Below are 4,167 nucleotides of genomic sequence, written 5' to 3'. Positions count from 1 at the left end.
ATTGCCGGCCGATTCCCCTTTGGGTTCCCCTCGAAATCAAAGAACGAAGGAGAGAAATATGATCCATCAGACCCGCCTTGAGTGGGAAAGCAGCACCGCCGGTGGTACCCGAATGCTCGATCGGCCGATTGGCGCCGACCACCCAACAATCGCTCTCTACCGGCGATTGGCCGCTGACCGCCCGGAGACAGGATTCGACTGGCATGTGCCTGACGATCGATCGCGTCCGCCGTGCACACCCCTGAGGCCCGTTTTTCGATCGATCGTCAAAAGAAGAACGGGGCAGGGGTAAAAACATGGATCAGCGCAAGAAGCGGTCGCCCAACGAAATCCGGCGTGCGTGGGAAGTCTGTCCGAACATTCCCGCGCGTGATTTCGCAGCCCAATTGGCCATTTCGGAAGCGGAACTGGTCGCGGCCCATTGCGGTTTCGGCGCGGCACGCATCGACCCGCGCGTCAATCACGTTCTGACGGGCCTCGAATTCGTGGGCGAAGTGACGGCGCTGACCCGCAATCAAGGTGCCGTGCACGAAAAGATTGGCGTCTTCAACAGAGTGATAACCGGCAACAATCACGCCATGGTCCTTGGTGACGAATTCGACCTTCGCGTCTTCCCGCAAGCTTGGAGGTATGGTTTCGCTGTTGAAAGGCGCCATCGCGGCGGAATCCAGCGCAGTTTGCAATTCTTCGACGCCACCGGCGCAGCAGTGCATAAGGTGCATCTCAGGCCGGTCTCCAACCTTCATGCCTATCGAAAGCTGGTGGCCGAGCTCGTATCCGCCAACCAGGAGCCGACCATGTCGCTTAAGGCGAGAGTAGCCGACCTGGGCGCGAGGACTGCGGACTGGGCCGGCACGGTGGACGACCTACGCGAGCACTGGAGCCGGCTGACTGACGTCAACCTTCTAAAGACGCTCAAGCTCAGCCGCTGCCAGGCTTTGCGCATGGTCGGCCAGGATTACGCTTGGCTGCTCGACAATGCCGCAGTTGGCGCCGTGCTCCAGCGTGCGGCCGAAGACGAATTGCCGATCATGTGCTTCGTCGGCAACCGAGGTTCTATCCAGACCCATTCCGGCTTAATCAAGTCGGTCAAGCAGATCGGGCCGTGCATCCATGTGCTGGACGAAACGTTCCGGCTGCATCTCAGGACCCACCAAATCCGTGAGGTTTGGGCCGTGCGCAAGCCGACCAATGACAGTCACGTCACCTCGCTCGAAGCATATGGGTCCGACGGCAAGATCATCATCCAGTTGTTCGGTGCGCGCAAGGAAGGCGAACGCGAGCGCGACGACTGGCGGGTTCTGGCGGAAAACCTGCCTCGTTTCCCCGACAGCTACATGAGAAAAGACCGATCGTCGTCGGTGGGACGCCGGCGCCCATCTGCCTCCGCAGCCAGTAGCCGGGCATTGAAGCCGAGACCGGGGACACGATGACGCAATAAGCGCGCTGTATTATCGCAACGCGATGAGCAGGAAGCAATTTGGCGCTGCCCCATCGACCGCATGGTTACGACGAAGCCGCGGCCTTTGGGCCGAGCTCAGAGGTGGCAATAGCGTGAACGCCGCCGACCGTCACTCCCCACCAGGCGGTCAGGTTTTGCGGTTCGGGCCGAGCAAAAATACTGTCAAGACAGCGAGGAACGTGGCAACCGCGCTGTAGACAAAGACACTGGCAATACCCGTGTGATCCACCAATAGGCCACCGAAAGTTGTGCCGGCTGCGATGGCCACTTGGAAGGTTATGACCATCAGTACACCAGCGCTCTCGGCCTGTTTCGGAGCGGCGCGTAGCACCATCCATGTCTGCAATCCGACCGGGACCGCGCCAAAAGCAAAGCCCCATACGGCAACTGCAATTGCCGAGGTCAAGGCCGATGCTCCCATAGTCAGGAGCGAGACAGCGGCTACGGCAATGAGCAGGGGCGGCAGGGCCGCGACCGCCTTGAGACTGTGTTTGGTGAGGAATGCGCCGGCTAAATTGCCGAAGACGCCGGCCGTGCCAAAAGCAAGGAACACGAGCGGGATTGACTTCTTTTCGAGCGCAGGAACGCTCTCGAGAAAGGCGCGGATGTAGGCGAAGCTGGCAAAATGGCCGGAAGCGACCAATAGCACGACTAGCACCGCAACCTTCATCGCCGGATTCTTCGCGACATCCAGCGGACTGCGGAATCTGCGCACTTCGATCGGAGGCAGTGGCGGAATGGTTACGAGTTGCACGAGCAGCGCAACGGCACTCACGATTGCGGCGACCTTGAACGAGGCTCGCCATCCCCAAATGTCACCGACATAAGCGCCGATTGGAGCCGCGCAGACGGAGGCGACAGAAACGCCGGTGAGGATGATCGACATGGCGCGCGGCATGAGGTGACTTGGAACCAGCCGCATCGCCAACGCTGCCGAAATAGACCAAAAACCACCAAGCGATATGCCAAGGACGACGCGTGCCGCCAGCAAAACCGGCAGCGACCCCGCAACCTCTGCCAGAACGTTCGACAGGATCAGCAGGAGCGTCATCGCCCAGATGACGACCCTGCGGTCCAGACGCTTTGTCACGATGGCGATTATCGGTGCCGAGATCGCCGCGACGATTGCGGTCGCTGTTAGCGCCTGTCCAGCCGTGCCCGTGGTGATACGGAGATCATGCGCGAGCGGTGTCAGAACGCTGGCGGGCAGAAACTCTGCCGTCACAAGCCCGAAGGTGCCGAAGGAAAGCGAAATGATGGCACCCCATGCAGGGCCAGAACGTTGATAGGGACTTTCTGGGTCAAGCCGATCTCGGTCGAACAAAGCCGCGTCCACTAAATCTGTCGCCGATTCGGTCATGAATGAGTTCTCCGGCTAGGAGCTGTTGCAGCAGGGGTGGCTACATCGCCGGGGATCAAAGCCGCGAGACCTTCCGGCGGCGGCCAGTCGGCATCAGTCGAGGCCTCGGCGCCCGACGCATCCGAGGCCTCATCGGAGGGCCGACGGACCCAACCGTCGACAATGCGGGAGAGTTCTCGGCGCGGTCGCATCGATCGCATTCGTCGAAGTGCGGTCTGTTCACTGCGAACCAAGCAAGCCGAACGCGGTGTCCTCGATCGAGGCCTTGATGGGGGGATGATCGACGATCTCTATATTGCTTTGAAGCAGGAAGTTCCGTCGCCATATGTGGTTATCCTGGCAGCCAGAATTGAGCGGTTGTCGCAAGCACCAAGGCGGTCGCAATGAGTGCAACGAGGCGGAAGTCTGATCGATGGCTGCGGTTCGATGGCCGCGCGATCGACAAAATTGAGGTGATGAGTTATCCCTTTTGAAGCCGTTGCTCCCAATTCTGGGATAAGGTAATTGCAGGCGGTCCCAGCAACGTCGGGCGGCCTTTTTGGTGATCGAATTCATGGGACGACACTCTCGGTCCGTGACGCATCTGCGAATGACTCCGCAAGTTCCGTGCCATCAACGACAAATCTGGCTCTGCTGAGCGGGTGGTGGAGGCACGAGCGTGGGCTATCCCAAGAGCTTGCCGCAAGGTTGTTCGAAGTTGAGGTGCCGGATAGACCGCAAATATGTCGGGCGGCCTGGGGTTGGCCAACACGAAGATGCGCAAGTTCAAAAGGACGAGCTGAACCCTTGCCGATATCCATCCGAGGCTGATCTGGAGAAGGTCAAGAACTGCGTCTTGAAGGCTTCCGCCGCACCGGCAAATGCTAAGCCAAGGTGCTGGGCAAGATGGACAGGGCCATCCAACCCGTCGACTGGACGCTCATTAATGGCGTCGGTGTGGCTCTGTAGCTGGCGAGAAAAACGCCCTGCTGAAAGACAAAAGCTCGTGTGGCCGGCTCTGAAGGACGGCCAGTGAGGCAGGCGAGGAGAGGCTATAGCCCATTCGTGTAGACTGATCTTGTCCCACGGAGGCGGCTAACCACCCCGCCAGACATCATCGAGGGGAGCGCCACTAGGCTTACCCCAAGTGTTGGTCATTTCCACCTGGGTGACCTCGGCCAAGTCACCAAGCCGCTTAGAGCAAGCTTTCGAACTGGATGCTCCCCGGGCACATGATCGGCTAGCTGTGAGCTTTCGGGAGGTTGTCCATTCGGACCGGACCGAGGAGACTGGAGTTACCACGCTTCAGCATCCATCGGAGGATCCGAATGAACATCCATAAGAATGCCCGTCTCACACCGCTGCG

At 59.7% G+C, this 4,167-nt stretch carries 1 protein-coding gene and 1 pseudogene; one reads left to right on the top strand and one right to left on the bottom strand.

The window, feature by feature from the left end; all coding sequences use genetic code 11:
- Positions 1-296 precede the first annotated feature (296 nt).
- A pseudogene (locus EOA33_RS26335) lies at positions 297-1,328 on the top strand (ChuX/HutX family heme-like substrate-binding protein); the annotation flags it as partial.
- A 261-nt stretch (positions 1,329-1,589) separates the two neighbouring features.
- Here EOA33_RS26335 and EOA33_RS26330 read toward each other — a convergent pair.
- Positions 1,590-2,822: an MFS transporter gene (locus EOA33_RS26330; RefSeq protein WP_126063819.1), complete on the bottom strand. Its 1,233-nt coding sequence runs from the start codon at positions 2,820-2,822 to the stop codon at positions 1,590-1,592.
- Positions 2,823-4,167: the final 1,345 nt, after the last annotated feature.

The sequence above is a fragment of the Mesorhizobium sp. M4A.F.Ca.ET.050.02.1.1 genome (genome assembly GCF_003997725.1).
Classification (GTDB): domain Bacteria; phylum Pseudomonadota; class Alphaproteobacteria; order Rhizobiales; family Rhizobiaceae; genus Mesorhizobium.
This window is presented reverse-complemented; position numbering and strand designations above follow the sequence as displayed.